This is a genomic window from Mycobacterium sp. pR1184, assembly GCF_041287235.1.
Lineage (GTDB): Bacteria > Actinomycetota > Actinomycetes > Mycobacteriales > Mycobacteriaceae > Mycobacterium.
In genome coordinates, this window is record NZ_JBGGKR010000005.1 from 241,107 (window position 1) to 267,066 (window position 25,960).

The window sequence follows — 25,960 nt, forward strand, 5'->3', positions numbered from 1 at the left end:
GCATCCGTGCCGGTGCGACAGGCGCCGATACCTCTAAACTGTCCAACCAGTTGATTGGTACTTTGCCTAGACCGGACCCGAAGCCCTGCCCATTCGGCCGCGTTGGCGCGACGATAGTGAGTAAAGATGTCATCGGACAGCATCACCCGCAACGGGTTGACGCGCCGCGAGGAGTTGCTGGCGGTCGCCACCAAGCTGTTCGCCGCCCGCGGTTACCACGGCACCCGGATGGATGACGTCGCCGACGTCATCGGCCTGAACAAGGCGACGGTCTACCACTACTACGCCAGCAAATCGCTGATCCTGTTCGACATCTACCGCCAGGCCGCCGAGAGCACCCTGGAAGCCGTCCACGACGACCCGTCCTGGACGGCCCGAGAGGCGCTGTACCAATACACCGTCCGGCTGCTGACGAACATCGCCGAGAACCCGGAGGGTGCGGCGGTGTACTTCCAGGAGGCGCCCTACATCACCGAGTGGTTCACCGAGGAGCAGGTCGCCGAGGTCCGGGAGAAGGAAACCCAGGTCTACGAGCACGTGCACGGCCTGATCGACCGCGGCATCGCCAGCGGTGAGTTCTTCGAATGCGATACCCACGTGGTGGCGCTGGGCTACATCGGCATGACGTTGGGCGCCTACCGCTGGCTGCGCCCCGACGGCCGCCGGACCGCCAAGGAAATCGCCGCCGAGTTCAGCACCGCGCTGCTGCGGGGGCTGATCCGTGACGAGACGATCCGCACGGAGTCTCCGCTCGGGCCGTAACGGCCCTGATCGGTTTGAGTAGAACTACTCAGGCTTAACGCGTAGAACTGCGCGGGTCCCGGGGGGCGCTGCCCGGCAATGCTTTTGGAGTGCAAACACTTCCTAGCCCCGCCGAGCTGGCGGCCACTACGCCGGCCGATCGCGACCGCGCCCTCGACGTCATCCGCATCGTCTCGCTGATCGGCGTGGTGGCCGGTCACACCGTGATGGCCATCAGCGTCATCCGCAACCACGTGCTGATCTGGGACAACCTGCTGACCACCTCGGTGGTGTTCCAGGCCCTCACCTGGATCTTCCAAATCATGCCGCTGTTCTTCTTCGCCGGTGCCGCCGCGAGCCTGTCGTCCTGGCGGCCCGGCACCAACTGGGGCGGCTGGCTGATGAAACGCTGCACCAGGCTGTTCCGGCCGGTGTTCTACTACCTCGGATTCTGGGCGATCGCGCTAACTCTGCTGTATCCCGTTCTGCCCCAACATATTTACGAGCCCGTCGCCGGTGTCAGCATTCAGCTGCTGTGGTTCCTCGGCGCCTACGTGCTGGTGCTGGCCGCGATGCCGGCCATGGCCCGCATCACCACCCGCACCCGTTTCGTTGCTGGCGTGGCCGCGGTCTATGGGGTCATCGCCGCCATCGACGTCGTCCGGCTGCACTGGCCGGCCGCATCGGCGCTGGGTTACCTCAACATGGCGGTCTGGCTCATCCCTGCCATGTTCGGTGTCGCGTACCGCCGCGGCCTGCTGCCCGGACGTGCCGCGCTGGTGACGGCCGCAGTCGCGTTCGCGGTCGACGTCGCGCTGGTGTGCTGGGGGCCGTACGAAATCAGCCTGGTCGGCACCGGGCATCACGGACTGTCCAACACCAGCCCGCCGTCGCTGCTGCAGGCCGGCCACGCCATTGTCCTGAGCGCGCTGGCAATCGCGGCCATGCCCGCGATCACCCGATGGGCGCAACGGCCACGCGTGTGGTGGTGGACCGCACTGGGCAACTCCGGGGCGATGACGCTGTATCTGTGGCACATGCCCGCGCTGCTCGGCATGCACCTGCTCTTCGATCTGACCGGTCACCCTCGCTACCCCGGCCGGCCGGACTACCTGGCCATCAGCGTGATGCAACTGATCCTGATGGTCGCCGTGGTGGCGGTGCTGTTCCTGGTGCTGCGGCCGCTGGAGAACAACCCGCTTGCCGGGTGGGACGGCGCCGGGGCGATCACCTCGGTCGCTCGGGGTGTGGCGGCGGGCCTGCTGCTGTGCGTCGCCGGCGTAGCGACCCTGGCCTCGATCAAGTGGGGGCTGAAGGACAATGGACTGATGTGTGTCGCGACGATGGTGACCGCCCTGCTGGGCGCTCGGGCGCTGGCCGCGACCGCTCGGGAGCGGTCGTGAAATCCCCGCTGCAGTCGGCCGCCACCGTGGCGGCCGGACTGCTCGCCCTGGCCGGTGCGGCCGTCCATGGACTGGGTTTTATCGCCTGCGACCTGGAGCTGGCCAAACTGGTTCGCGGCCTTGGGTTTTTGTCTCCGCTGCTGCTGGCGGCGCCCACGGGGATGGGCCTGCTGATGATGGCATTGCTGGAGGCCGTCGCGGCGGCCGGGCTGTTCATCGGCGCGGTCATCCTGTGGTGTCGCCGCCGCGCGGGCATCTGGGTCACCCTGGTGGCATCGGTGCCGGGCTTGCTGGCGGGCCTGTTGCTGGTGACACACCTCGTCCCGGCCCCGCTGGTGTTTGGCAAACAGATGGCCGGACTGCCCACCGGGGCGGTGTCATGGGCCATCTTCGCCTACACCCTTGTCGCCACGATAGCTGTTGTTGCACTGGCTATTTCGTTGCCAAAGCAGCAGCCGTACCGGGCCTAGGGTTCGCTGTCCAGCCCGTGCTCGATCGCGTAGCGGGTCAACTCCACCCGATTGGCGACTTGCAGCTTGCGGAAGGTCGCTTGGATGTGGTTTTCGACGGTGCGGTGGCTCAACGACAGCCGCTCGGCAATCTGCTTGGCGGACAACCCCTTTGCCACATGGCGCAACACCTCGGTCTCGCGCTCGGTCAGGCTGGGGCCGGCCGGCCCCGGGTCCTTACTCTGGGCGATGCGCCGGTACTCGCCGAGCACCAGTCCGGCCAGGCTGGGGGTGAACACCGCCCGCCCAGCCGCGGTGGCTTCGACGGCTTCTGCCAGTTCGGCTTTCGAGGCGCTCTTGACGAGGTAGCCGGTGGCACCGGCCTTGACGGCCTCCAGGACGTCGTCGCGTTCATCCGAGGCCGAGAGCACCAGCACGCGTGAGGCGGGTGAGACCGCCAATACCTCGGCCGTTGCCTGCGCGCCGTCGCCGTCGGACAGGCGCATGTCCATCACCACGACGTCCGGCTTGACCACGGCCGCCCGGCGGCGGGCGGCCGCCACACTGTCGGCCGTGGCGACCACGTTGAATCCGTCCTCGGCGAGGTCGCGGGCAACCGCGTCGCGCCAGATCGGATGGTCGTCCACCACCATCACCGTCGCCGCGGTTTCGTCAGTCATTTGATCCCCCGTCGCGCGGGACGCACAGTTCCCACTCCGTGCCTTCACCCGGGCGGCTGTGCAGCTGGGCGGTGCCGCCCAGCGCATTGAGCCGTCCCACAATCGATTTCGAGACTCCGAGGCGTCCCTGTTGAGCGGCTTCCTCCAGTCGCCCGTCGGCGATGCCTACGCCGTCGTCACGCACGCTGACCGTCACCGAATCGCCCAGATCCTCCAGCAGCACGAACGCGTGGGCGTCGGCGCCCGCGTGCGCCGCAACGTTGTCCAAGGCGTTGCCCACCGCGGCATCGAGCTCGGCGGCCACCCGGCGCGGCAACGCCACCGCCGTGCCCGGCACGCTCAGCGAGACGCGGTCGGATTCTCGGTGGCGCAGCAGCGTGCGCAGATCGATCGTCGTGCGGTCCCCGTACTCGTCGATGCCGGTGGCGGTGACCCATCGTCGCAGCGCGCGTTCCTGCTCGCTGGCCAAGTCGGCTAATTCCGCTGTGGGGCCGCCGATTTCATGTCCGCGCTTGGCGACCAGCGCGAGCACCTGGATGGCGCCATCGTGCACCTCGCGGGACAGCCGCTCGCGCTCTTGCACCGCGGCGGACAGCGCAGCGGCGCGTTGCAGATCCGCGTGGGCGCGTCGCGCGGTTTGGGCGGCCAAACCTATGGCCATGCCGATCGCCAGCTCGATCATGATCGTGGCGTTGTGGCTCATGTTGAGGTCGAAGTAATTCTTGACCGCGAAATTGGTCGCCATCACCACCAGTCCGGTCAGCATGCCGCGGACGGGACCGAGCTGGATCGCGGCCGAGATCGTGGGATTGCTGGCCCACAATGTCGTCGGCCAGGTCTGGTTCTCCGAGGCCCAGTGGTCAAACGTGACCACCCGGTTGGACCACATGAGCAGTACGACGACCACGATCTCGGTGACCACCCACGCCGGCCGTCGGCCGAACCCGCGCAGGTAGGCGATCGCGCAGACCGCGCTCCATCCGATCAGCACCGCGAACAACACCCAACCCAGCGCGGGCCGGCGCAGGTCCGGGTTGATGGCGATCTGAAAGCCCAGCGCGTAAAGGCAACTCAGCAGCCGGAACACCTGCGCCGCGCGCCACAGCGGCGCCGTCGGATCGGGATTAGGGCGCGTCATTGCGCTCAGCATAAGTCGGGGACGCCCCGGCGCGGGCGCGCCCAGGGATCAGGTCGCGGTGGTGAACGGATTGTGCTCGGCGAACAGCTTCTCCATGCGCGCCTCATCCAGACGCACCCGCACGGTCGCGGCCTCCTGCTGATCGCGGATCACCTTTGCCAGGGTGAACGCGCTGGAGACGAGGAACAACACGGTGATGCCGAGGAACAGTCGCTGCCATGCGTCGAGCGGGAGATAGAAGATCCCGCCGAGCGCGCTGACGAAACTGACGCCGAACGCGATCGCGGCCTGGAGGAAAAAGGCTGGGGTGTTCTTCGAAATGCCATTGGGAATATCCATGTATCCCAGGATGCGAAAGCGTGGCCGCACCGGACAGGGTAGGACTACTCAGATTCGGGCGTCTCGGCCCTCGAGTGTCACGCTGGCTTCACGCTCGGCGCCCAACGTGACGCCAGCGTCATGCTCGGCGCAGATGCTTGTCGAGGAACGCGATCTGATCGGCGACCACCCGCTCGAAAGCGTCGTCGACGTAGATCGCGAAATGGCCCTCGGGGTAGGTGTGCACCTCGCCGCGCGGCGCCTTGGCCGCGTGTCGCAGGGTGGCATCCGCCGGCGCCAGCGAGTCGTATTCGCACACGCAGAACAGGATTGGGCAGCCGATCTTCGGGGTGAGCAGCCCCGGGCGGTAGGTGAAGATTTTCGGCGTGATGCGTGCCGCGATCTCGTTGCGCAGTTGGACACCGTCGGGGACCAGCCGCAGGTAGCCCGCGTAGGAGTCGGGCGTAGTCATCAGTGCGACGTCCCCGGGCTTGCCCGCGGTGGCGATCATCACCGGAGGCCGGCCCAGCCGGGCGCCGATGATGTCGCGAATCGCGCGTGCGGTGATGCGCGCGGTGGCCAGCGGATGGGAGATCGTGCGGGCTGACGCCAGGCCGTAGGTGAACGGGCATTGTGCGATGACCGCCGCGGTGCCGGGCAGCCGGGCGGCCGTGGTGATCACATGACCACCCGCAAAAGAGGTGCCCCACAACGCGATTCGATCGTGGTCGATGCTGTCGAGGGTGCGGGCGTAGGCCACCGCGGCGGCCCAGTCGGCGAGCTGCATGTCGATGTCGAGGACCTGGCGCGGCTGACCTTCGCTGTCGCCGAAGTTGCGGTAGTCGAAGACCAGGCAGGCGTAGCCGGCCGCGCTGAACCGCTCGGCGTAGGCATCCAGGCGCATGGTGCGCACCCCACCCAGGCCGTGTGCCATCACCAATAGCGGTGCATCGCTGCCGCCGGCGGGCCGATACAGCCACGCGCTGATCCGGTCACCACCGGAGGTGAATTGCACATCTTCGCGCTGAGTCATCGACACTCCATTCTTGCCTGCTCGCGAGCGTAAGCACACCACGAGATTGCGCTCGATTTTTCGCCGTGTGCTTACGCTCGCCAGCGATCGCGTCCTAACCCGCAAGACCCCGGTAGGCGGCACAAAAATAGTGGACTAGTGTCTAGAAAAGTTTTCCAGGCTGCAAGGGACGGAGACTGAAGATGGTAATCCGCGTCGCGCACGTCGGTACCGGAAATGTCGGGGGCCTGGCCCTGGCCGAACTGATCGCCAACCCGCAGTTCGAACTGACCGGCGTCAACGTGTCCACGTCGGAGAAGGTGGGCAAAGACGCCGGGGAATTGTGCGGCGTCGGCCTGGATGCCCCCACGGTCACCGGTATCAAGGCCGTCAACGACCTGGACGCCATCATCGCCGCCAAACCCGAATGCGTCGTCTACTGCGCGATGGGCGACACCCGGCTGCCCGACGCGATGGCCGACGTGATGCGCATTTTGGCCGCTGGCATCAACGTCGTCGGATCCTCGCCCGGGCTGCTGCAGTTTCCCTGGGGCGTGATGCCCGACAAATACATCGCCCGCGTGGAAGACGCTGCCCAGCAAGGCAATTCGAGCATCTTCATCAGCGGCGTCGATCCGGGCTTCGCCAACGACCTGATCCCGTTCGCGCTCGCGGGCACCTGCCAGCGCATCGAGCAGGTGCGCTGCATGGAGATTCACGACTACGCCTCGTACAACGGGACCGAGGTGATGGACTACATGGGGTTCGCCAAGCCGATGGACGAAATCCCGATGCTGCTGCAACCCGGCATTCTCAGCATCGCGTGGGGCACCGCCATCCGTCAGCTGGCGGCCGGTCTCGGTATCGAGGTCGACGAGATCAGCGAGTCCTACCAGCGCGAACCGGCGCCGGAAGACTTCGACATCGCGATCGGCCACGTGGCCAAGGGCACCGTGGCGGTGCTGCAGTTCGAGATTCGCGGCATGGTCAAGGGCCACCCCGCGATCGTCATCGAGCATGTCACCCGGCTGCGGCCTGACCTGCGCCCCGACCTGCCCCAGCCCGCCTCCGGCGACGGCTCCTACCGCGTCGAGATCACCGGCGAACCGTCCTACGCCGTCGACATCATTCCGAGCAGCCGCAAGGGCGACCACAACCACGCCGCGATCGCCGGAGCCGCGGGCCGCGTCGTCAACGCCATCCCTGCCGTGATCGCGGCACCGCCGGGCATCCGGACCACCCTCGATCTGCCGCTGGTGACCGGCAAAGGCCTTTACGCACCAAGCACTTTGGTGACCACCTAACGAAAGGAGACCCTCCGTGGGTCGGGTAGACGGAAAAGTTGCACTTATCAGTGGCGCCGCGGGCGGTATGGGCGCCGAAGACGCTCGCCTGCTCGTCGAGGAGGGCGCCAAGGTGGTGATCGGCGACATCCTCGACGACCAGGGCAAGGCACTGGCCGACGAGATCGGCGACTCCGCGCGCTATGTCCATCTCGACGTGACGCAGCCCGACCAGTGGGACGCCGCGGTCGCCACCGCGATCAATGAATTCGGGAAGCTCAACGTGCTGGTCAACAACGCCGGCACCGTCGCCCTTGGCCCGCTCAAGAGCTTCGACCTGGCCAAGTGGCAGAAGGTCATCGACGTCAACCTGACCGGGACCTTCCTGGGCATGCGGGTGGCCGTCGAGCCGATGATCGCGGCCGGCGGGGGCTCGATCATCAACGTGTCGTCGATCGAGGGCCTGCGCGGCGCACCCATGGTGCACCCCTACGTCGCGTCCAAGTGGGGAGTTCGTGGCCTGGCCAAGTCGGCCGCCCTGGAGCTGGCGCCCCACAACATCCGGGTCAACTCCGTGCACCCCGGCTTCATCAAGACGCCGATGACCAAGCATCTGCCCGAGGACATGGTGACCATTCCGCTGGGCCGGCCCGGACAGGTGCGGGAGGTCGCGACGTTCATCCTGTTCCTAGCCAGCGACGAGTCGTCCTACTCGACCGGCAGTGAGTTCATCATGGACGGCGGACTGATCACCGACGTGAACCACAAGGACCTGTTCTGACGCTCGGGGTGCTATAACCGCGAACATGCCAGGCAGCCTCGGGGACCTCAGTGGGATCGTCGGGTCTAATCACGTCGTCACCGACCCCGACGTGCTGTCCGGGCGCAGCGTCGACCACACCGGTCGCTACCGCGGCAAGGCCAGCCTGCTGGTGCGTCCGGGTTCGGCCGAGGAGGTCGCCGAGGTGTTGCGGTTGTGCCGCGACGCCGGAGCCCACGTCACCGTGCAGGGCGGCCGCACCTCGCTCGTCGCAGGTACCGTGCCAGAGCACGACGATGTGCTGCTGTCCACCGAAAGGCTTTGTGCGCTAGGCGATGTCGATACCATCGAGCGTCGCATCTCGGTCGGTGCCGGAGCCACGTTGGCCGCCGTGCAACGCGCCGCGACCGCGGCGGGTCTGGTGTTCGGCGTCGACCTCGCCGCACGCGACACCGCGACCATCGGCGGCATGGCCTCGACGAATGCCGGCGGGCTGCGCACCGTCCGGTACGGCAACATGGGCGAGCAGGTCGTCGGCCTGGACGTGGTGCTGCCCGACGGGTCGCTGATGCGCCGGCACAGCCTGGTGCGCAGCGACAACACCGGATACGACCTGCCCGCGCTGTTCGTGGGCGCGGAGGGCACCCTCGGGGTGATCACCGCGCTGGATCTACGGCTACATCCGACGCCGACGCACCGGGTGACCGCGGTGTGCGGCTTCGAGGATCTCGACGCGCTGGTCGCCACCGGCCGCGCCTTCCGGGACGTGGACGGGATCGCCGCACTCGAGTTGATCGACGGCCGGGCCGGCGCGCTGACCGCCGAGCATCTCGGAATCGCCGCACCGGTCGAGGCGGACTGGCTGCTGCTGATCGAGCTGGCCGCCGACCACGATCAGACCGAACGGCTGGCTGACCTGCTCGCCGATGCGCCGCTGTCCGCCGAGCCCGCGGTGGGTGTGGATGTTGTTGCCCAGCAACGACTCTGGCGGGTTCGCGAATCGCTGGCCGAGGTGCTCGGTGTGTACGGGCCACCGCTGAAGTTCGACGTGTCGCTGCCGTTGGCTGCTATCGCCGGATTCGCGCACGAGGCGGTCGCGCTGATTCGCGAGCAGGTCAGCGACGCCATACCGGTGTTGTTCGGACATGTCGGGGAGGGCAACCTGCACCTCAACGTGCTGCGGGTGCCGCTGGATCGGGAGAAGGCGCTCTACGGGCCGATGATGGATCTGATCGCGCGGTGCGGGGGCAACGTCAGCTCCGAACACGGCGTCGGCAGCCGCAAGCGTGCTTACCTCGAAATGTCAAGGCAGTCAACCGATATCGCGGCAATGCGGTCGGTCAAAGCCGCACTCGACCCGACCGGCTACCTCAACGCGGCGGTGCTGTTCGACTAATGTGCTTGTCGCGAAACTGTATTCCGCGACGGCTCTTCTCGGGAAATAGGTAGCGGAATACAGTTTCGCGGAAAACGGGTGCTAGTCGGCCGCGGGTTTGATGCCGACGGCGTGGCGCAGCTGGGCCAGGAACTGCTCAGCGTCGTCGCTGCGAACGATGTAGTGCGAGATGGCGATCCGGATCACGGTCGCGGCCTTGACCGCGGCGTTGGGCCCGGGCAGGTGCCGTTGCAGGCCGTCGCGCATCTGCGGGATGACGTGGGCGAACTCGGCGATCGTGTGCTCGGGTTCGACGTCGACCATGCGCACGCCCGAGTACGAATGCTGGTACTCGACGATGAATCGCAGCACGGCGTCCAGCTTGTCGTAGCCCTTGAGCCCTGCGGTGGCCCGCACCAGTCCGCTTTCGAACAGCTGGCGCTCATACTGCGAGAACGCGGTCAGCAGCTCCTCTTTGGACGCGAACCAGCGATACAGGGTGGGACGCGAGACCCCGGCCTGGGCGGCGACCTCGGACAGGCTGAGTTTGGTCTTGCCGTTGCGGCCCAGCACCTCGGCCGTCGCCAACAGGATCCGCTGACGCGTCGAGGTGTCGGTCTCGGTCTCTGTCGTCGCCCCGGCCGGCTGGCTCATATCTGAAACTTTACGAAGTATTGCCGAACTAGCCACGCCGAATCCCCTCAGGCCTTGGGCGGACGCCGGCGCACCAGCACGGACTGCTGGATGGCGCCGACCGCGCCCTGCTCGTCGTACAACGTGCCGATCGTCGTCCCGATGCCGTCCGGTCCGTAACTGGTTTCCGCACGAATACCGACCCAGTCCCCGTCGGGTACCCGAAACACGTGCACCGCAAGGTCGGTGTTCAAGAACGTCCACTTGGTGATGTCGAGCTTGCTGCCGATGCCGTTGGCGCAGTCGGCCACCGCGAACAATCGCTCCAGCTGCGTCATCGTCTCGCCGTGGACCAGGTCGACCTCCGGCTTGATCCACGATTCGCCGGGGCCCGGCGTCAGCGGCTCGGTCAGCCAAAGCCACTCCAGGCTGTGCACGTAGTTGCGGTCCCATTCGCGGGCCTTGAGATTACGGTTGCGCGCGTCGGTGCGCGGTGCGGGCAGCTCGGCCGCCGCGTGCGCGACGGCCCGGGTGTCCTGTTGCTGCAGCCGCCAGCCGCTGGCCCGCGCGACGGGGCGGGGCCGGCCGTCGGGGCCAGGAGCCAGCATCTCGGCGCTCACCAACTCGATCTGCTTGCCGGCCCGCTGCAATTCGGCACGAACCCAGATGTCACCTTCCGAGGGCACGCCGCCCAGCAGGTCGATCACGACCCGGGACAGCCTGTTGTCGTCGCGCTGCTCGCAACGTTCCAATGCCCGGACCAGCAGTGCCGACACCGGACCGCCGTGCTGGATGGCCGCCGACCAGGTGCCGCGGGCCAGGTCGGTCGCCCGGAACTTCTCGCCGGGTGCGCTGGCGGGGTCGATCAGCTCGTAGTACGAGTCGGTCACGTGTCTCCCTCTCGGGTGTCTCAGGGCAGCCCGGCGCCGGGCGTGGCAACCTGCACGGCGTCGAGCCGCGAGAGTTTGGTGCCCACCAGCCGCTGAGGATAGGCGTCGGTGCTCGACAGCAGAAACAGGATGCGCCGCTCGGGGCCGCCGAGCGCGCAGGCGATGGCGACCCGTTCGCCCATGTCGATGCGATCGGTCACCGCGCCGCCCTCGACGATCCGCTCGAATTGGTGCGCCAGCGTCATCGACGTCCACACCCCGCCCTCGGCGTCCAGCGCGATGCCGTCGGGCGGGCCGTCCAGGCCGTCCGCGAAGACCCGCCGATCGTGCAGCGCGCCGGCGTCGTCGATGGTGAACGCGGTGAGCCGCCGGCCGGTCGATTCGGCGACGATCAGCGTCCTGCGGTCCGGTGTGATGACCATGCCGTTGGGGAAGTCGAGGTCCTCGGCCACAACAGTGGCCCTGGCAGTGCCGTCGTCGGGATCGAGACGGACGATGACGCCGCCGCTTCGGGCCTGGGATCCGATGTAGGCGCGCCCAATGTCGTCGATGACCATGTCGCCGAGGTTGGCCGGCACCAGGTCGGTGAGATCGGCGATCTCCACCACGGTTTCCCCGTCGTAGCGCAGCACCCGCCGATCCTCGGCCGAAGCGATCAGCAGTGACCCGTCGGGACGAAAACCCAGGCCCGACGGCGAGTGCCCCGGCAGCGGCAGCGTGGTGAGCGCGCCGCTCAGGGTCGAGGTGTGTACGGCCTCGCCGAGCATGTCGGAGAACCACAGCAGACCCTCGAACCAGCGGGGGCCTTCGCCGAAGCAGAACCCGTTGGCCAGCACCTCGGGGGTCATCGGCTCAGGCCTTTACAAAACATCGCAGAAGTGTCATGCACTCGCGGCGCCGGTGTCAATCTGCTGCCCGGGCGAGCTCTCGCGCCACGGCCGCGTGATACTCGTCGATCCGCGCCGGATTGGCCTGCTCGAAGAGCTTGTCGGGCAGTGGGGCGTGCTTGGGCGCCTCTATGGTCATGGTGCGGGAAAACAGCGTGATGTCCTGGCCGGGGCGGGCGAACCGGTAGGACACCGTGATGCGACCCTCCAGCCCGCCCTTTCCGTCGCGGTCGTGACCCAGCCGCCCGATCGAGGTGAACACGAACTGGATGGGCCGCACCGCGACGGCCAGCTGCCAGCTGAAGACCCGGTCACCGTCGGGACCGGCTTCCTCCCAGGTGTCGCCGACCTTGAGCGGCAGCGGCGGCAGTTTGCCGATGTGCGCGCTGCCGGGATAGGTCTTCGTCCAGTTCTCCGGGTTGGTGACGAAGTCGTACACGGTCTCGGCGGACTGGCTGAACGCGGTCTCTGATGTGCTCGTCACGATGCCCAATTACGTTGCCTCTCTGCGCTTTCCGGCGGCATGAAGGGGTGCTGCCCGCCATGCCCGCCGCGGTCTTGTTAGCCAACCTTTACAAATCCTACTCAAAGTGTCACGCTGAGCCGGAAGCTGCCAACCTGAGAGGTGGATCGGATTTGACCACGGAATCTGAGCAGACTGAATGGACGGTTGCGGGCCTGCTGGATCTGTTTGATGTGCGGTCCGACGGGGACGACGACCGGTTCACCGGTGAAACCGGCATCGCCGTCGGCGACGAACGCCAGGTGGTGGAAGGCACTCAGGTGCTGGCCCAGGCGATCGTCGCGGTGGCCAAACGCTTCCCGGACAAGGCGGTGCGCTCGGCGCACGCCGTGTTCTCCCGCGCCGTGACGGTCGGCCCGCCGATCGAGCTCGTCATCGACGTGGTGTCCGAGGGCCGATCGACCGCGACCGCCGTGGTCGCCGTGCATCAGAACGGCCGGCGTTGCCTGAGCATCACGGTGCTGGCCGACGTCCCCACCGACGACGTGATCCGCCATCACCTGCCCAAGCCCGACGTGGCGGCCCCGGCCGACGCCCACCACTCGCCGATGCCGATGGTCGGCCGGGAGCTGCGGCTGGTCGACGTCGTCGACGTGAACAGCCCCGACGAGGTCGGCCCGCCGGAGCTGTACGCGTGGCTGCACTATGACCCGATTCCTACCCGAGACGATCTGGCCAAGGCGCTGCTGGCGTATTTCACCGGCCATCTCGGCATCTCCACCACGATGCGCGCGCATGAGGGCATCGGCACCGCCCAGGCGCACCTGACCGTGTCCACTGCACCGATGAGCATCTCGGTGGCGTTCCACGAACCCGTGGACTGGACCGGCTGGCTGCTCTACACACATGAGAGCACCCAGGTCGGCGCGGGCATGTCGTACGTGCGCGGCACCGTGCATTCCGAAGAAGGCGAGCTGCTGGCTTCCTTCGCACAAGAGGCGCTGATCCGGCCGCTGCGCACCAGCGACACCGCGATCGACTCGCGCGCCCGCTTCTGACGGCTGGAATCGGCGATGCGCTTCACGATCACTCATCCGATGCACAGCCACCCCTACAACCCGGAGCTGGTCGGCGGGGACGGCATCGGGAAGGTGGCCGCGGCCACCGAGGCGGCCGGCATCCACGGATTCGGCTTCACCGATCATCCGGCGCCGTCGCAGCGCTGGCTGGAGGCCGGCGGTCACGATGCGCTAGATCCGTTCGTCGCATTGGGTTTCGCGGCGGCCACCACGTCGACGCTGCGGTTGATCCCCAACATCGTGGTACTGCCCTATCGAAACCCGTTCGTGGTGGCCAAATCCGGTGCCACCCTCGATCTGCTCTCCGGAGGCCGCTTCACGCTCGCGGTCGGCGTCGGCTACCTCAAGCGTGAGTTCGCGGCGCTCGGTGTCGGCTACGACGAGCGCGCCGAGCTGTTCGAGGAATCCCTGCAAGTGATCCGGGCTATCTGGAGCGGCGACGACATCACCTTTGAGGGAAAGCATTTCAGCGCCCGTGGCATCACCGCGCACCCGCGCCCGCCGAGCAGCCCGCCGATTTGGATCGGCGGCAACACCACGGCGTCTCGTCAGCGGGTAGCCCAGTACGGCGACGGCTGGTGCCCGTTCCCCGCCCCGCCGCAGCTGGCGCAGACCGCCGGCACCGCGGTCATCGACTCGCTGGACAAGCTCACCGCCGGCATCGACGATCTGCGGCGCCGTTGCGATGCTGAGGGCAGGGACTGGTCGGCAATCGACATCACCTTCACCAACTTCGAGGGCGGCAGCATTACCGACGACGACTTCAATGCCGACGCTTACCTCGAAGGCTTGGACAGGTTGGCGAAGCTCGGGGTCACCTGGGTCAGCGTCCACCTGCCCGGCGACAGCATTGGGCACGCGCTGGAGACCCTTGATCGTTTTCGCAGCCTCGTGATCGACGCGGCGTAATGGACTTCTCCTACGTCGACCTTTCGCCCGCGGACCGGGAATTCTTGGACCATACCCGGGCGTTCATCGCCGAACACGTCACCGACGAGGTGTTGCGCCGTGATCGGGAGACGGGTGAAAACTTCAGTGAGCCAGTGCATTTGGCGCTGGCCGCCGAGGGTTATCTGGCGTCGGATTTCAAGCAGGAGTCCGAGGGGGGATTCGATCCGGTGCGCCGGCGAATCTTTCATCTCGAGGTCGGCCGTGCCCACACGCCATGGTTCCACTGGGGCACCACCGCGGTCGTCGCGCGTTTGGTCAAGCAATTCGGGAAACCCGAACTCGTCGACGCGGTACTGCCGGGCGTGCTGTCCGGTGAGATTCGGCTATGCCTGGGCTACACCGAACCGGAGGGCGGCTCGGACGTCGCGACCTGCAAGACCCGAGCCGTACGGGAAGCGGATGGATCGAGCTGGGTTATCAACGGGTCCAAGATGTTCACCTCGAACGCGCAGAACGCCAAGTACGTCTTCCTGCTCACCAACACCGATCCGCAAGCGCCGAAACACAAGAGCCTGACCATGTTTCTGGTGCCGCTGGATTCCGACGGCATCGAGATCCAGGGCATCCGCACGCTGGACGGCGACCGCACCAACATCGTGTATTACAGCGACGTGCGGGTCGACGATCTCTACCGCATCGGCGAGATCAACGCCGGCTGGACGGTCATGCGGTTCGCCCTGGACGCCGAACACGGCATTACCGAGACCGAAGACCATGGCCTGCAGAATGTTTCGATGATGTCGGAGCACGGCCAGCTGATGGCCGAGGCGGCCGACGGAGTCGCGGCGATCCTGTCCAAGCCGAATGCCAACGGGCAGCGCCCGATCGACGACGAGTCGACGAAATACCGGCTCGGGCGCGCCATGGCCCGCATCGAGGCGGCGCTGTCGACTCCCGGGATCTACGGACGCGTCGCGCTCATCCAGACCATGCGCGACGTCTCACCGGAATTGATGGACATGCTGGGGATGGCATCGGCATTGCCCACCGACACAACGGGTTCCGCGGACAACGGGGCCGTCGAGTTCATCTTCCGCCACGGCGTGCCCGCCGGGATCTACGGCGGCACGATGGAGGTCTTCCGCAACATGATCGCCCAGCACGAGCTGAAGCTCGGGCGCCCCAGCTACGGCGGTTAGCAACTCTCTTTCAACCGGGTCGCGTCATACGCTTGAGGCCGTGCTGCTCCGAGTGGACGGACGGCGGAAAGGTAGACCGCGCGGTGGTCGTTCTGGTGGCCTTCTGTTCGTTCCTCACGACGTTGTCCGGCGGATATGCGGCGCTACGTATCGCCTCCTACCGATATCTCGTACTCGGCTTGGCCGCCGGGTTGATGCTCGGTGCGGTGAGCTTCGACCTGCTGCCCGAAGCGCTGAGCCATGGCGACGTGTGGATGCTGTTCGGCATTCCTGCTCCCCTCGTGGCGTTCGTTCTCGGCTTTCTCGTGCTGCACATCGTCGAACACACCGTCGGTATTCATCGCAGTCAAACGATGAACGACGCGGTGATCGCGGACGCACCCAGCATTGGGTTGTTGGCGGCAGCGGGGCTGGTGGGCCACAGCGTGATGGACGGATTCGCCATCGGTGCCGCTTTCCAGGCGGGGGCGGGAGCGGGCACAGTGGTCGCGGTGGCGGTGATCGGCCACGACTTCGCGGACGGCTTCAACACGTACACGGTGACGTCGATCTATGGCAATGACCGCCGAAGGGCGCTGACCCTGCTGGTCGCTGATGCCGTCGCGCCGGTCCTCGGTGCGGCCCTCACGCTGCTGGTGACGATTCCTCACCGGCTGCTCGCGGTCTACCTCGGCTTCTTCGCGGGATTCCTGATGTACCTGGCGAGCGCCGACATTCTGCCGAAAGCACACACCGGACATCGCACTGCGGCCACCTTGGCATGCACGGTCGGCGGGGTGCTGTTCATGTTTGCGATCGTGGCGCTGGCCAGCTGAGCGGCAATTCGGCACGCACGTCGCCACGCGCGCCGTCAAAACTCAGAAAACCCTTGATGGGCAGGCTTTCCGGCGGCGGATCGGGATAGCTCCACGCGATGTCCTCGACATCGCCCACCGACCAGTACGTCGCGAATCCCTTGTAGTTGCAATAACTCGTCGTCTCTGAAGGGCGCAGCAGATCGGTCCGCACATGCGCGGGATCGACGTAAAGCCTTGGCTGCAGCGCGGTCTCGAAAACGATCATGGTGTCGCCGGTATCGACCAGCACGGTGTCCGCGACGCTGACGCGCAGGTGACGCGTGGTGGGCCGGCAGTCGACCCGATGATACGGGTTCGGCGGGTAGTGAACGAGCTTGCGGCCTTCCTCCAGCCAGGTGTCGACGGCATCCCACGGCACGTGCACGAAACCCGGTGCCGCCGAATCGGGTTCGGCCGGCAGGCCGCCGACTTCGTCGGCGCGGAACAGATAGCTCAGCGGGTGGCCCTGCCGGTGCACCATCAGCACCTGCTCGGTGTCGATCACCAGACGTCCGTCCTTGAATGCCTGCACGCGGCGCGGGTGTGGCTCGATGTAGATCACGTCACCGGGAATCGGGGGAGCGAACCGCCCGGCCGGATCCCGGCTGAGCGGACCACGTCCGGCAACCAGACTCATGGTGCCCAGGTTAACGCCGGCGACCGCTTCTTCGGGGCGACGGGGTCAGCTCAAGGCGAGCTGACCGGGGGCAAGTGCGCGGTCCGGTTGAGCCACGGAGTAGGAACGTAGCCATGGCGGGACCGGTGGAAGGCCTCAAAGTCGTCGAACTCGGAGTGTGGGTGGCCGGACCGGCCGCCAGTGCCATCCTGGCGGACTGGGGTGCCGACGTCATCAAGATCGAGCCGCCGGCCGGCGATCCGGGCCGCATGTTCGGCCGGATGCTGGGCTGCGACCTCGGGGTCAACCCGCCGTTCGAGTTGGACAACCGTTCCAAGCGCAGCATCGTCTTAGACCTGACCACCGATGACGGCCGCGACATCGCTTTCGAATTGCTGGCCGATGCCGACGTTTTCGTGACCAACGTCCGTCCGGGCGCGTTGCAACGCCTCGGCTTCGACTTCGAGTCGCTGTCCGCCCGCTACCCGAGGCTGGTCTATGGCCTGATCACCGGGTACGGCCAGACCGGGCCCGACGCCGACCGGGCCGCCTACGACGTCGCCGCGTTCTGGTCGCGCGCCGGCGTGGCGCACCTGCTGACCCGGCCCGGCCAGACGCCGCCGTTCCAGCGGGGCGGCATGGGTGACCACTCGGCGGGCATGACGCTGGCCGCGGCGATCTGCGCGGCGCTGCTGGCCCGCGAGCGCACCGGTAGCGGTCAGCTGGTGAGCACCTCGCTGTACCGGCAGGGCGCCTACACCGTCAGCTTCGACCTCAACACCTACCTGCTGACCGGTCAGCCGATCGCGATCGGCCAACGCGAGACGATGGGCAACCCGTGCATGAACAATTACGCCGCCGGTGACGGCCGGCGGTTCTGGATCGTCGGCCTCGAAGGCGACCGGCACTGGCCGCCGCTGTGCCGCGTCGTCGGCCACCCCGAATGGGTCGACGACCCGCGCTACCGCGACGCCGCCGCCCGCTTCGTCAACGGCCCGGAGCTGATCGCCGAGCTGGACGAAATCTTCGCCACTCGCTCGCTGGACGAATGGGCGCAGGCCTTCGCGGAGGAAGCGGACTTCTTCTGGTCGCCGATCAACTCCCTCGAAGACGTCGTGGCCGACGAGCAGTTCTATGCCGCGGGCGGCATCGTCGACGTCCCCGACGGCGATGCGAGCGTCGCGATGGTGGCCACCCCCGCGGATTTCCACGGGACGCCGTGGGCGCCGCGCTCCCCGGCACCGCAACTGGGGCAGCACACCGACGAAATCCTCGCCGAACTGAAAGCCCGCCGCCGCGGCTGACCACGCCGGGGGAGCTTTACAAATTTCGACACAAGTGTCACGCTGGGGCATGAGTCGCGTCACCCCGGTGTGAGGCGGCGTCAGCCCTTGGGAAGCCCATGACAAGCGCTGCAGCTGCCTTGGAGCGAACGCACTCCGCGGTGTGGCGGTGAGGAACGGATTTGATGGTCACTCCGACGTTCGACATCGGCCAGAGCAGACGCGTCAGTGCTGGACGAGCAACCCGCGGCAACGGTGAGTGTCTGCGGTATCGACTGGATGTGGTGGCTGCAAGCGCGGTCGACGTCGTGCACTCGGCCGGCGGTTGGCTCTACGACCGGGTGATGGCCGGCTGGGAGGTGACCGTCCTGCTGCCGGGCGGCTACGACACCCGACCGCTGCGCATTCTCGGCGTGGCGGTGGTGGACACCGACGATGTCGCGACCGCGATGGGCTCGACGAGTCACACGCTGGCCGTCAGCGCCGAGGCGTTCACCGCGGACGCCCGGGTGCGCGACAAGGTGCTCAAGTCCCTCGACGATCGGCTGACCGAAGTCGCGCTGTGGGGCGAGGGATGGCCGCTGGGCGTGAACCGCGGCATGACCCGAGCTCAGCACGTGCTGTCGGCCGCGGCGCGCACATTCAAGGGCTATGCCCTTGCGGCAGCGGGGATCCCGTCTGCCCTGGTCGAACCGACCGAGACGCTGCTGTGCGAGGCGAATTGTTCGCGCGTCGACTCGGCACCGGTGCGGCTCGACTGATGAAAAAGTATTACGGCCACACCCTGCTCTACCTGCACGAGACGATCTCGCTGGGATCGGGGTTAAGCGACCGCTTCACCGAGGTTTTCACCGACACCTACCAGCCGATGATGGATGCGCTGGGCGCCCGGCTGTTCGCGATGTGGGAGACCACGCCCTACAACGGCCACTGGCCGCAGGTGACCGTCATCTGGGAGATCGACGGATTCTCCGACTACGCGAGGATCGGGGCCGCCCAGGCCCGCGGGGGAGACCACGAGGCCGCGGCCGGCAAGTGGGCGGCGTTTCTATCCGAGATCGGGGCCTCGGGAGAGGGGCGGATCATGTACCCCGCGCCGAGTAATAAAACGCTGGCCCAGCTGCGCGACGCCAATTTCGCTGCGCCACTGGTGATTCAGGAGATCATGCAAACCAAGCCAGGGCGCCAGGACGACTACATCCGGGAGTTGGAACGGCTTTACGTCCCGTGGTCGGAGCGCACCGGGAAGCGCTGGCTGGGATCGTTTACCACCACGTTCCGTTTCAACGAGGTCATCCACTACTGGGCGCTGGACGGCGGCTGGGAATGCTTCGCCAATCACTACCCCTCCTGGAAGGACAGCCCGCCCGCCGAGATCGTCACCTGGATGAGCGTGGCCCCGGCATTGCGCGACGGCTGGGAAGACTCGATTCTGCAGGCTCTACCGCCCTCTCCGCTGCAGTGACCGCCCCCACAGCCGACTTCGCGTACGACCCCTTCGACGCGGACGTCATGGCAAACCCGTTGCCGTACTACCGAACTCTGCGGGATCACCATCCGGTCTACTACATGCCGCAATGGGATACCTACGCGCTGTCCCGCTTCGAGGACATCTGGCAAGTTCTCGAAGTCAACGACGGGACCTTCGTCGCGTCGGAAGGAACGCTGCCCCCGGCGACCGTGTTGGCCAAGCACAACAGCGGCCCGGTCGAGGATCCGCCGTTGCATCCCTTGCCATTTCACGCCGTGTTCGACACCGACCTGTACGGCGAGATCCGTCGGTCCCACTCGGCGCCACTGCGGCCGCGGTCGGTCGCCGGGCTGGAGGCCAGGATCCGCGAGCTCGCCAACGAGCGCCTCGACCAGCTGCTGCCGCAGGGGTCCTTCGATCTGACCCAGGACTACGGCGGCATCGTGGCCGCCTCGATGGTGTGCGACTTGCTGGGAATATCAACCGAACTCGCGCCACAGGTGTTGGCCGCTGTCAACGCCGGAAGCCTCGCGGCACCCGGCGAGGGCGTCGACACCGCGCAGGCTCGGCCCAACTACCTCGAATACTTGATCCCGGTGGTCCAACGGCGCCGTGCCGACCAATCCGGCGCGCCGCTCCCGGTGGTCGACGGACTGCTCGGTTACCGACTGCCCGACGGCAGCGCACTGTCTGACGTCGAAACCGCCACCCAGATGTTGTGCATCTTCATCGGCGGCACCGAAACCGTGCCCAAGATCGTTGCGCACGGGCTGTGGGAGCTCAGCCAGCGGCCCGACCAGCTAGCCGCCGTGCGTGCCGATCCGGTCAACACCGTGCCGGTGGCCCGTGAGGAGATGCTGCGGTACTGTGCGCCGGCGCAGTGGTTCGCCCGAACGGCGCGGCGGCCCTTCACGATTCACGACCGGACCATCGAACCGGGCCAGCGGGTGATCACGCTGCTCGCCTCGGCCAATCGCGACGAACGGGAGTATGACAACCCCGACGAGTTCGTCTGGGATCGGCCCATCGCCCGCTCGCTGGTCTTCGGTCGCGGTCAGCACTTCTGCATCGGCTATCACCTGGCCCGGCTGGAAGTCGCTGTGCTCGTTCAGGAATGGCTGCGTCGGGTGCCTGACTTCGAGATCAAGGGCCAAGACGCGACCCGCCTGCCGTCCAGCTTCCAGTGGGGATGGAACCAGATCCCGGTGGAGGTCTGACGTGTGGTCCTATCGGATCATCGCCCCGTATGAGTTCGAGCGCACGTCGATCGTTGAGAAGAAGCCGGACGACCTGGCCGACGGGCAGGTGCTGCTGCGGTTCCTGGCGGCCGGGGTATGCGGCAGCGACCTGCCGGGTTTTCGCGGCGCCCAGGGCAGGCTTGCCGGTGACGACGGTCGCAGCGCCGCCGAAAAGGACGGCTTCCCGATCCACGAAGTGGCCGGGGAGGTGATTGCCAGTCGGCATCCCGAGCACCGGGCCGGGGATCGCGTGGTGGGCTGGGCGTCCGGGTTCGACGGGTTGATGGAGCGGGTCATCAGTGACGGCAACGGCCTGGCGCCGTATGACCCCGGGCTCACCGCGGCGCAGGCGGTCGGGCTGCAGCCGCTGGCGTGCGTGCTGTATGCCTGCGAGCAACTGCCGGACCTGGCGGGCAAGCACGTCGCGATCATCGGCCAGGGCTCGATCGGGTTACTATTCTCCTACGTCGCCAAGGCCGCCGGGGCCCGGCGCGTCACCGGTGTGGACCCGGTCGATCGGCGAAGCCTCGCAACGACATTCGGTGTCGACGAGGTGGTGCGTGCGACCAGCGACCGCTGGGTCGGTCGACTGGCGCCGACCGATCGCGCGGATATCGTCATCGAGGCCGTCGGCCATCAGGTGGCCACGCTGGGCCATGCCATCGAGGCCACCGCCCCCGGCGGCACGGTCTTCTACTTCGGCGTCGCCGATGACGAGGCTTACCCGATTAGCATGCGTCTCATGCTGCGCAACAACCTGACCCTGAAATCCGGTGTGACGCTTGACCGGCGGCGGGTACTCGAGCTCGCCGGCAAGTTCGCCGCCGAACATCCCGAGCTACTCGGCTGCTACCTCACGCACACCTTCGGGATCGACGACGTGCAGGGCGCATTCGACCTGGCGTGCCGGCCGGTTCCCGAGCGCGTCAAGATCGCGATCGCGCTGTGAGCGTCTTCCGCGACGCGCCGGCCAAGGTCGCCCCGATCTGGGGCGGGTGGGTCACCGGCCCGACGCTGATCGGGCCGGAGGAATTCGCCCGGGCCGGATACGACTACGTCGGATTCGACGCCCAGCACGGCTATCTCGACGACGCCGACATCGCCGGCATCCTCCGGCGCCTCGAGCAGGTACCTATCGCGACCGCGGTGCGGTTGCCCAATGCCGACCCCGCACCGATCGGGCGGGTGGCCGACGCCGGTGCCGACGCCGTCTTCATCGCGATGGTCGAGTCGGCCGAGTCGGCCGCCGCGGCCGTGGCCGCGACCCGTTACCCACCGGCGGGCGTCCGCAGCTTCGGGCCGCTGCGTGCCGGCCTGGGGCTCGACCCCGCCGCCCACGAGGCGCGGGTGAGCGTGTTCGCAATGATCGAAACCGCTGCAGGGCTGGCGAACCTCGCTGACATCTGTGCGGTCGACGGGCTGGCCGGAATCTACATCGGGCCCGCCGATTTGGCGATCTCGATGGGCCACCGGCCCGTCGGATCGACCCGGCAGCCCGAAGTGCTGGACGCGATCGTGCGGATCCACCGCGTCGCGACCGAGGCCGGACTGGTCACCGGGATTCATGCCAGTGAGGGCAAGGCCGGGCACGCGATGGCGCAGCTCGGCTTTCGGATGATCACCCTGGCCGCCGAATCGGCGGCGCTGCGACGCGGGGCGATCGAGCATCTACGCGAAGCGACCGGGCAGTGACCGACGAGCGCACCGCGATCCGCGAACTGATCGCCGATTATGCACTCGCGCTGGACGGGGGCGACGTCGACGCGTGCGTGCAGCTGTTCACCGACGACGCGGAATTCCTGGTCTACGGACGGTCTTTCGCCGGACACGAAGGGATCGCCACGATGTTCACCGATGCTCCCCGCGGCCTGCACCTGACCGGGGTGTCGCGCATCGACGTCGGCACCGACGAATCCGGCACCGCGACCGCCCGCACCCAGGTTCTGTTCGTCCGGGCCGGCGATCTGCACCTGCGGCCCGCGCTCTACGACGACCAGCTGGTCCGCCGCGACGGCCAATGGCGTTTCCGGCAGCGCAGATGCCAATTCGTCACCAGCCACGGCCTGTCCGACAGCCCGGAGGTTCCGTCATCATGAGCGTTGCACTCGTCACTGGAGCGGCGGGCGGCCAGGGCTGGGCGATCGCGAAAAGGCTTCGCGGCCAAGGGTATTCCGTGGCAGCCTGCGACCGGCGCGCCGAGGATGTCGCGGCGGCGGTCGCCGAATTGGGCGACGACGAGGTGATCGCGATCGAACTGGACGTGACCAGCGAGCAGCAGTGGGAGAGTACCGTCGCGACGACGGTGGACCGGTTCGGGAAGTTGACCACGCTGGTCAACAACGCGGGAGTGCTGCATCGTGCCCCGCTGGGCGACGAGACGGTCGCGGATTTCGAAAACGCCTGGCGGGTAAACTGTCTGGGTGCCTTCCTGGGTATGCGAGCCGCGCTCGGCCAACTGCGGGAGGCCGAACACGCGGCGGTCGTGAATATCTGCAGCACCGGAGCCATCCGCCCGTTCCCGGCGCACTGCGCCTACGGTTCGTCGAAGTGGGCGCTTCGGGGGCTGACCCAAACCGCGGCGGCCGAGCTCGCGCCGTGGGGTATCCGGGTCAATGCGGTGTTTCCCGGACCGATCGCAACCTCGATGCTCGACAATGCCACGCAGGCTCGGTTGACGGCTACGGCGACGTTCGGACGGCTGGGGCAGCCTACCGAAATCGCCGATGCGGTCGCCTTTCTGGTGTCGCAGGACGCGTCGTTCATCACCGGTTCAGAACTGGTCGTCGATGGTGGGCAATGCCTACAGATCCGATGAGGACGACATTGTCGGTCGGCATCATCGGTGCCGGGCCGGGTGGGCTGGCATTGGGAATCCTGTTGGACCGTGCGGGATTTCATGATTTCACCATCTTCGACCGTGAAGACGACGTCGGCGGCACGTGGCGGATCAACACCTATCCGGGCCTGGCCTGCGACGTCAAGTCACATCTGTATTCGTTCTCATTCGACCTGAACCCGCATTGGTCGCGGCTATGGTCCGGCCAGCCCGAGATCCTCGCCTACTTCGAACGCTGCGCCGACAAATACGGGATGCGGCCGCATCTGCGGCTGCGCACCGAAATTCGTTCGGCGACTTGGGAAGAGGAAGCACAGCAGTGGTGCCTTACCACCAGCAGCGGCGAAGAACACCGTTTCGACGTTGTGGTCTCCGCCGTGGGTTTGTTCACCCGGCCTCTTTTCCCGGAGCTCGTCGAGCAGGAGCCGTTCACCGGAACGGTGATGCACTCGTCGCAATGGGACCATTCGATAGATCTCGAGGGCGCGCGGGTGGCGGTGCTGGGCACCGGTTCGACGGCGTCGCAGCTGTTGCCCGAACTCGCAAAGGTCGCTGCCCGGGTCTATTCGGTGCAGCGCTCGCCGACCTGGATTCTGCCCAAGCCGGATCGGCACTACACCCGACGGGAGCGCTGGGCCTTCGCTCATCTGCCATTCGCCAAAAGGTTGTACCGGACCCGGCTGTGGTTGCGCAGCGAATCCAACATCTCGGTGATCGAGCACGGCAGCGACAAGACGCAGGATTTCACCGCGATTGCCCTCGACCTACTGGAAAAGACGGTCCCTGACCAGGAATTGCGACAGCGGCTTACTCCGGATCACCCGATGGGCTGCAAGCGGCTGGTGTTCTCCTCGGACTACCTGCCAACGCTGACCCGACCCAACGTCGAGGTGGTGTCCAGTCCGGCCCGCTACCTCAAGGCCCGATCCTTCGTCACCGAAGACGGCACCGAGCGTGACGTCGACGTCGTGGTGTGTGCGACCGGCTACGCCGCCGCCGACTATCTCGGGCAGCTGGATGTGTCCGGCGAAGGCGGCGCCACACTGCGCGGGGTGTGGAGTGAAGGGGCGCATGCGTATCTCGGCATGGCCGTCCCCGGATTCCCGAACTTCTTCATGCTGTATGGGCCCAACACGAATGTCGGCTCCAACAGCGTGATCTTCATGTTGGAAGCTCAGGCCCGCTACATCGTGCGGGCGTTGAAGTACATGCGGCGCCGGGGCAAGACGTACGTGGCGGTGCGGCCGTCGGCGCTGGCGCGGTTCATCGCCAAGATCGACCAGTGGATGGTCGGCACGGTGTGGACGACCCAGTGTAGCAACTACTTTCGTGCTCCAAACGGGCGCGTGGTCACGCAGTGGCCGCGCAGCGCGCGTAGTTTCTGGGAGATGACACGCAGGTTCACGCCCGGCGACTTCGTGTTATGCAGCCATCCACGCCGACCGGTATCCGCCGGCCATGGGGCGCTGGGCGCGCCGGAGGCGCGATGACGGACTTGGACGGAGCGCACCGTCTGCACCCGGCGCTGCGTGCGGTTGCGACGACGCGAACGGTCTTCTCCCCGGAGGCAATTCAGTCGATGCGCGCACCGTTCGACCAGCGCCGCCGCGACACCGCGGCCATCACGGAGTTGCCGGGCGTGCAGATCACCAGCGACGCCGCCGGCAACGTGCCGGTGCGCATCTATCGCGGCGGGCCGTCACCGGCGCCGGTCGTCGTCTATTGCCACGCGGGCGGATTCGCGCTGGGCAACCTCGACACCGATCACCGGCAGTGCGCCGAACTCGCCCGCCGCGGCCGCTGCACGGTGGTGTCGGTCGACTACCGGCTGGCCCCGGAGCACCCCTACCCGGCCGCGCTCGACGACGCGATCACGGTGCTCAAGTGGGTCACCGGCAAAGCGGCGGAACTGGATGTAGATATCGCCCGGCTGGCCATCGCGGGCAGCAGCGCCGGGGCCACTCTGGCCGCATCCCTGGTGCATCGTTGTGGCGATGGGTCGCTGCCTCCCGTCATGTTCCAGCTGTTGCACCAGCCGGTGCTCGACGACCGCGCTACCGCGTCGAAAGCGGAGTTTCGCACCAGCCCGGCGTTCGACGGCGAGGCGGCCGAACTGATGTGGCGCTACTATCTGGGCGGGCGGCCCGCATCGCCGGATACCGTGCCGGCGCGTCATCCCGAATTGAAGCATCTACCACCAACTTTGATCACCTGTGCGGAGATCGATCCGTTTCGCGACGAAGCGATCGACTACGCGCTGCGGCTGCTGCGCGCCGGGGTGTCCACCGAACTGCACGTGTTCGCTCGCACCTGCCATGGCTTCGATTCGCTGCTGCCCGACTGGTCGGAGTCCGAGCGGCTGTTCACGCTGCAGGGTCAGGCGCTGCAGCGCGTCTGGTACGCGATCTAGGGCCCGCGCTCGAGACGCCGGCGTAGGACCTTTGCCCCTACCCGTCAACGAGTCAGGTCGCGAACAATG

General features: G+C 67.0%; 29 protein-coding genes. 20 read left to right on the forward strand and 9 right to left on the reverse strand.

Annotated features, from left to right (window positions below; all coding sequences use genetic code 11):
• Positions 1-126: 126 nt before the first annotated feature.
• The 3 genes from ACAG21_RS11395 (at position 127) to ACAG21_RS11405 (ending at position 2,614) form a co-directional block, all read left to right on the forward strand.
• A complete protein-coding gene (locus tag ACAG21_RS11395) occupies positions 127-762 on the forward strand; it encodes a TetR/AcrR family transcriptional regulator (RefSeq protein ID WP_096283751.1) in 636 nt (211 codons plus the stop codon).
• Positions 763-851: 89 nt separating this feature from the next.
• Positions 852-2,144 (forward strand): acyltransferase, encoded by a 1,293-nt coding sequence (locus ACAG21_RS11400; protein WP_370496164.1) that lies wholly within the window; start codon positions 852-854, stop codon positions 2,142-2,144.
• Complete coding sequence (locus ACAG21_RS11405; protein ID WP_370496165.1) at positions 2,141-2,614, forward strand: hypothetical protein; 474 nt, start codon at positions 2,141-2,143, stop codon at positions 2,612-2,614. The genes ACAG21_RS11400 and ACAG21_RS11405 overlap by 4 nt, the downstream gene beginning before the upstream one ends.
• On the opposite strand, the gene ACAG21_RS11410 is transcribed toward ACAG21_RS11405, so the two are convergent.
• The 4 genes from ACAG21_RS11410 to ACAG21_RS11425 all read right to left on the reverse strand — a co-directional run bounded on the left by ACAG21_RS11410 (position 2,611) and on the right by ACAG21_RS11425 (position 5,762).
• The gene (locus ACAG21_RS11410; RefSeq protein WP_370496166.1) at positions 2,611-3,273 is read right to left on the reverse strand and encodes a response regulator; all 663 of its coding nucleotides are present in this window, start codon (positions 3,271-3,273) and stop codon (positions 2,611-2,613) included. The two genes, ACAG21_RS11405 and ACAG21_RS11410, sit on opposite strands and share 4 nt — an antisense overlap.
• Positions 3,266-4,411 carry a MacS family sensor histidine kinase gene (gene macS, locus ACAG21_RS11415; RefSeq protein WP_370496167.1) on the reverse strand — a complete coding sequence of 382 codons (1,146 nt, stop codon included), beginning with the start codon at positions 4,409-4,411 and terminating at the stop codon, positions 3,266-3,268. The genes ACAG21_RS11410 and macS overlap by 8 nt, the downstream gene beginning before the upstream one ends.
• 48 nt (positions 4,412-4,459) lie before the next feature.
• Positions 4,460-4,750: a YiaA/YiaB family inner membrane protein gene (locus ACAG21_RS11420; RefSeq protein ID WP_370496168.1), complete on the reverse strand. Its 291-nt coding sequence runs from the start codon at positions 4,748-4,750 to the stop codon at positions 4,460-4,462.
• A gap of 118 nt (positions 4,751-4,868) precedes the next feature.
• Positions 4,869-5,762 (reverse strand): alpha/beta hydrolase, encoded by an 894-nt coding sequence (locus ACAG21_RS11425; protein WP_370496169.1) that lies wholly within the window; start codon positions 5,760-5,762, stop codon positions 4,869-4,871.
• 182 nt (positions 5,763-5,944) lie between these two features.
• Here ACAG21_RS11425 and ACAG21_RS11430 point away from each other — a divergent pair, with 182 nt between their 5' ends.
• The 3 genes from ACAG21_RS11430 to ACAG21_RS11440 are packed head-to-tail and all read left to right on the forward strand — an operon-like array spanning position 5,945 to position 9,180.
• On the forward strand, positions 5,945-7,045 hold the full coding sequence (locus tag ACAG21_RS11430) for a diacylglycerol kinase (protein WP_370496170.1): 1,101 nt from the start codon (positions 5,945-5,947) through the stop codon (positions 7,043-7,045).
• A 16-nt stretch (positions 7,046-7,061) separates the two neighbouring features.
• A complete protein-coding gene (locus ACAG21_RS11435; protein ID WP_370496171.1) occupies positions 7,062-7,805 on the forward strand; it encodes a glucose 1-dehydrogenase in 744 nt (247 codons plus the stop codon).
• Positions 7,806-7,830: 25 nt separating this feature from the next.
• On the forward strand, positions 7,831-9,180 hold the full coding sequence (locus ACAG21_RS11440) for an FAD-binding oxidoreductase (RefSeq protein WP_370496172.1): 1,350 nt from the start codon (positions 7,831-7,833) through the stop codon (positions 9,178-9,180).
• An 81-nt stretch (positions 9,181-9,261) separates the two neighbouring features.
• Here ACAG21_RS11440 and ACAG21_RS11445 read toward each other — a convergent pair whose 3' ends face one another.
• From ACAG21_RS11445 to ACAG21_RS11460, 4 genes are read right to left on the reverse strand one after another with little or no spacing between them, the layout of a single operon-like run.
• Positions 9,262-9,813, reverse strand: coding sequence for a TetR/AcrR family transcriptional regulator (locus tag ACAG21_RS11445; protein ID WP_096283769.1), 552 nt, complete (start codon positions 9,811-9,813; stop codon positions 9,262-9,264).
• A gap of 47 nt (positions 9,814-9,860) precedes the next feature.
• A complete protein-coding gene (locus ACAG21_RS11450; protein ID WP_370496173.1) occupies positions 9,861-10,682 on the reverse strand; it encodes a thioesterase family protein in 822 nt (273 codons plus the stop codon).
• Between the two features lie 20 nt (positions 10,683-10,702).
• A complete protein-coding gene (locus ACAG21_RS11455) occupies positions 10,703-11,530 on the reverse strand; it encodes an SMP-30/gluconolactonase/LRE family protein (protein WP_370496174.1) in 828 nt (275 codons plus the stop codon).
• Positions 11,531-11,585: 55 nt separating this feature from the next.
• On the reverse strand, positions 11,586-12,062 hold the full coding sequence (locus ACAG21_RS11460; RefSeq protein WP_370496175.1) for an SRPBCC family protein: 477 nt from the start codon (positions 12,060-12,062) through the stop codon (positions 11,586-11,588).
• A gap of 143 nt (positions 12,063-12,205) precedes the next feature.
• Here ACAG21_RS11460 and ACAG21_RS11465 point away from each other — a divergent pair, with 143 nt between their 5' ends.
• From ACAG21_RS11465 to ACAG21_RS11480, 4 genes are all read left to right on the forward strand, one after another.
• Positions 12,206-13,090, forward strand: coding sequence for an acyl-CoA thioesterase (locus ACAG21_RS11465; RefSeq protein ID WP_370496176.1), 885 nt, complete (start codon positions 12,206-12,208; stop codon positions 13,088-13,090).
• A gap of 15 nt (positions 13,091-13,105) precedes the next feature.
• Positions 13,106-14,020 carry an LLM class F420-dependent oxidoreductase gene (locus ACAG21_RS11470; protein WP_370496177.1) on the forward strand — a complete coding sequence of 305 codons (915 nt, stop codon included), beginning with the start codon at positions 13,106-13,108 and terminating at the stop codon, positions 14,018-14,020.
• The gene (locus tag ACAG21_RS11475; protein ID WP_370496178.1) at positions 14,020-15,201 is read left to right on the forward strand and encodes an acyl-CoA dehydrogenase family protein; all 1,182 of its coding nucleotides are present in this window, start codon (positions 14,020-14,022) and stop codon (positions 15,199-15,201) included. The genes ACAG21_RS11470 and ACAG21_RS11475 overlap by 1 nt, the downstream gene beginning before the upstream one ends.
• A gap of 83 nt (positions 15,202-15,284) precedes the next feature.
• The gene (locus ACAG21_RS11480; protein ID WP_370496179.1) at positions 15,285-16,016 is read left to right on the forward strand and encodes a ZIP family metal transporter; all 732 of its coding nucleotides are present in this window, start codon (positions 15,285-15,287) and stop codon (positions 16,014-16,016) included.
• Here the strand turns inward: ACAG21_RS11480 and ACAG21_RS11485 are convergent.
• Positions 15,985-16,674, reverse strand: coding sequence for a DUF427 domain-containing protein (locus tag ACAG21_RS11485; RefSeq protein ID WP_370496180.1), 690 nt, complete (start codon positions 16,672-16,674; stop codon positions 15,985-15,987). The genes ACAG21_RS11480 and ACAG21_RS11485 overlap by 32 nt on opposite strands.
• Before the next feature lie 113 nt (positions 16,675-16,787).
• Between ACAG21_RS11485 and ACAG21_RS11490 the strand changes: the two genes are divergently transcribed.
• The 10 genes from ACAG21_RS11490 (at position 16,788) to ACAG21_RS11535 (ending at position 25,891) form a co-directional block, all read left to right on the forward strand.
• The gene (locus tag ACAG21_RS11490) at positions 16,788-17,957 is read left to right on the forward strand and encodes a CaiB/BaiF CoA transferase family protein (RefSeq protein WP_370496181.1); all 1,170 of its coding nucleotides are present in this window, start codon (positions 16,788-16,790) and stop codon (positions 17,955-17,957) included.
• Between the two features lie 164 nt (positions 17,958-18,121).
• Positions 18,122-18,697 carry a hypothetical protein gene (locus tag ACAG21_RS11495; RefSeq protein ID WP_370496182.1) on the forward strand — a complete coding sequence of 192 codons (576 nt, stop codon included), beginning with the start codon at positions 18,122-18,124 and terminating at the stop codon, positions 18,695-18,697.
• On the forward strand, positions 18,697-19,401 hold the full coding sequence (locus tag ACAG21_RS11500) for an NIPSNAP family protein (protein ID WP_370496183.1): 705 nt from the start codon (positions 18,697-18,699) through the stop codon (positions 19,399-19,401). Before ACAG21_RS11495 ends, ACAG21_RS11500 begins: the two co-directional genes overlap by 1 nt.
• Before the next feature lie 47 nt (positions 19,402-19,448).
• A complete protein-coding gene (locus ACAG21_RS11505; protein ID WP_370496316.1) occupies positions 19,449-20,624 on the forward strand; it encodes a cytochrome P450 in 1,176 nt (391 codons plus the stop codon).
• Position 20,625: 1 nt separating this feature from the next.
• On the forward strand, positions 20,626-21,594 hold the full coding sequence (locus ACAG21_RS11510; RefSeq protein ID WP_370496185.1) for a zinc-binding dehydrogenase: 969 nt from the start codon (positions 20,626-20,628) through the stop codon (positions 21,592-21,594).
• Positions 21,591-22,337 carry an HpcH/HpaI aldolase/citrate lyase family protein gene (locus ACAG21_RS11515; RefSeq protein WP_370496186.1) on the forward strand — a complete coding sequence of 249 codons (747 nt, stop codon included), beginning with the start codon at positions 21,591-21,593 and terminating at the stop codon, positions 22,335-22,337. The genes ACAG21_RS11510 and ACAG21_RS11515 overlap by 4 nt, the downstream gene beginning before the upstream one ends.
• A complete protein-coding gene (locus tag ACAG21_RS11520; protein WP_370496188.1) occupies positions 22,334-22,741 on the forward strand; it encodes a nuclear transport factor 2 family protein in 408 nt (135 codons plus the stop codon). The genes ACAG21_RS11515 and ACAG21_RS11520 overlap by 4 nt, the downstream gene beginning before the upstream one ends.
• Positions 22,738-23,460 carry an SDR family NAD(P)-dependent oxidoreductase gene (locus ACAG21_RS11525; RefSeq protein WP_370496189.1) on the forward strand — a complete coding sequence of 241 codons (723 nt, stop codon included), beginning with the start codon at positions 22,738-22,740 and terminating at the stop codon, positions 23,458-23,460. The genes ACAG21_RS11520 and ACAG21_RS11525 overlap by 4 nt, the downstream gene beginning before the upstream one ends.
• The gene (locus tag ACAG21_RS11530; protein ID WP_370496190.1) at positions 23,442-24,971 is read left to right on the forward strand and encodes a flavin-containing monooxygenase; all 1,530 of its coding nucleotides are present in this window, start codon (positions 23,442-23,444) and stop codon (positions 24,969-24,971) included. The genes ACAG21_RS11525 and ACAG21_RS11530 overlap by 19 nt, the downstream gene beginning before the upstream one ends.
• Complete coding sequence (locus tag ACAG21_RS11535; protein ID WP_370496191.1) at positions 24,968-25,891, forward strand: alpha/beta hydrolase; 924 nt, start codon at positions 24,968-24,970, stop codon at positions 25,889-25,891. Before ACAG21_RS11530 ends, ACAG21_RS11535 begins: the two co-directional genes overlap by 4 nt.
• The last annotated feature ends 69 nt before the right edge of the window (positions 25,892-25,960 follow it).

What these genes read in the sequence shown, in the direction of transcription:
- ACAG21_RS11395 (WP_096283751.1), top strand. Translation starts at nt 127, where the DNA reads ATGTCATCGGACAGCATCACCCGCAACGGGTTGACGCGCCGCGAGGAG.
- ACAG21_RS11410 (WP_370496166.1), bottom strand. Translation starts at nt 3,273, where the DNA reads ATGACTGACGAAACCGCGGCGACGGTGATGGTGGTGGACGACCATCCG.
- macS (WP_370496167.1), bottom strand. Translation starts at nt 4,411, where the DNA reads ATGACGCGCCCTAATCCCGATCCGACGGCGCCGCTGTGGCGCGCGGCG.
- ACAG21_RS11420 (WP_370496168.1), bottom strand. Translation starts at nt 4,750, where the DNA reads ATGGATATTCCCAATGGCATTTCGAAGAACACCCCAGCCTTTTTCCTC.
- ACAG21_RS11425 (WP_370496169.1), bottom strand. Translation starts at nt 5,762, where the DNA reads ATGACTCAGCGCGAAGATGTGCAATTCACCTCCGGTGGTGACCGGATC.
- ACAG21_RS11430 (WP_370496170.1), top strand. Translation starts at nt 5,945, where the DNA reads ATGGTAATCCGCGTCGCGCACGTCGGTACCGGAAATGTCGGGGGCCTG.
- ACAG21_RS11440 (WP_370496172.1), top strand. Translation starts at nt 7,831, where the DNA reads ATGCCAGGCAGCCTCGGGGACCTCAGTGGGATCGTCGGGTCTAATCAC.
- ACAG21_RS11445 (WP_096283769.1), bottom strand. Translation starts at nt 9,813, where the DNA reads ATGAGCCAGCCGGCCGGGGCGACGACAGAGACCGAGACCGACACCTCG.
- ACAG21_RS11455 (WP_370496174.1), bottom strand. Translation starts at nt 11,530, where the DNA reads ATGACCCCCGAGGTGCTGGCCAACGGGTTCTGCTTCGGCGAAGGCCCC.
- ACAG21_RS11470 (WP_370496177.1), top strand. Translation starts at nt 13,106, where the DNA reads ATGCGCTTCACGATCACTCATCCGATGCACAGCCACCCCTACAACCCG.
- ACAG21_RS11475 (WP_370496178.1), top strand. Translation starts at nt 14,020, where the DNA reads ATGGACTTCTCCTACGTCGACCTTTCGCCCGCGGACCGGGAATTCTTG.
- ACAG21_RS11485 (WP_370496180.1), bottom strand. Translation starts at nt 16,674, where the DNA reads ATGAGTCTGGTTGCCGGACGTGGTCCGCTCAGCCGGGATCCGGCCGGG.
- ACAG21_RS11490 (WP_370496181.1), top strand. Translation starts at nt 16,788, where the DNA reads ATGGCGGGACCGGTGGAAGGCCTCAAAGTCGTCGAACTCGGAGTGTGG.
- ACAG21_RS11495 (WP_370496182.1), top strand. Translation starts at nt 18,122, where the DNA reads ATGGTCACTCCGACGTTCGACATCGGCCAGAGCAGACGCGTCAGTGCT.
- ACAG21_RS11500 (WP_370496183.1), top strand. Translation starts at nt 18,697, where the DNA reads ATGAAAAAGTATTACGGCCACACCCTGCTCTACCTGCACGAGACGATC.
- ACAG21_RS11505 (WP_370496316.1), top strand. Translation starts at nt 19,449, where the DNA reads ATGGCAAACCCGTTGCCGTACTACCGAACTCTGCGGGATCACCATCCG.
- ACAG21_RS11525 (WP_370496189.1), top strand. Translation starts at nt 22,738, where the DNA reads ATGAGCGTTGCACTCGTCACTGGAGCGGCGGGCGGCCAGGGCTGGGCG.
- ACAG21_RS11530 (WP_370496190.1), top strand. Translation starts at nt 23,442, where the DNA reads ATGCCTACAGATCCGATGAGGACGACATTGTCGGTCGGCATCATCGGT.
- ACAG21_RS11535 (WP_370496191.1), top strand. Translation starts at nt 24,968, where the DNA reads ATGACGGACTTGGACGGAGCGCACCGTCTGCACCCGGCGCTGCGTGCG.